Source organism: Mesorhizobium sp. M7A.F.Ca.US.014.04.1.1, assembly GCF_003998745.1.
In the GTDB taxonomy this organism is placed as follows: domain Bacteria; phylum Pseudomonadota; class Alphaproteobacteria; order Rhizobiales; family Rhizobiaceae; genus Mesorhizobium; species Mesorhizobium ciceri.
This window is the reverse complement of the sequence record NZ_RZRW01001377.1, coordinates 1-559: the sequence shown is the minus strand read 5'-3', so window position 1 is coordinate 559 and position 559 is coordinate 1. Positions and strand designations below refer to the sequence as shown.

The 559-nt window shown below is 58.5% G+C and carries 1 protein-coding gene; it reads right to left on the bottom strand.

What is annotated here, in order from left to right; translation table 11 throughout:
- On the bottom strand, window positions 1-559 hold a 559-nt coding region (locus EOA22_RS36635; RefSeq protein ID WP_164756336.1), incomplete at both ends, for a TrkA C-terminal domain-containing protein.

The window sequence follows — 559 nt, the reverse complement described above, 5'->3', positions numbered from 1 at the left end:
CACCACCGCCCCTATCCCCGGTCACGCTGAGCCTGCCCTGGGAGACAAGGCGATCCAGCGCTTCTGGGTCGCCCTCGAGCAACAGGATGTCATCCACCTTGAGGACCACGTCGGGCAGTGGCGTCATCCGCATCGTGCGATTGCGCAGGATCGACGTCACGATTGCATCGCCCCCGGCGAGCTTCATGAGGTCTGCGACGGTTTTCCCGAGCACCGTGGAGTCGGCGACAATTCGAGCCTCTGTAAGGTAATTCTTGATGTCGAGGGCTTCATTCAGTGACCCGCCATGCTTTTCGCGCACCGGCAACAACCAATAGAAAAACAGCAGGAAGATCGTTCCGGCAGCGGCTATGGCAGCTCCAACAGGTGTGAAGTCGAACATTGTGAAGGCGGTTCCGATCAGCTCCTCTCGCACTCGGGACACTACGATGTTGGGTGATGTTCCCACCTGCGTCATTAGTCCGCCGAGCAGTGACCCGAATGCCATGGGCATCAGGAATATCGAGGGTGAAATGTTAGACCGGCGCGCGAACTGGAAGGCGATCGGAATCATGATAGC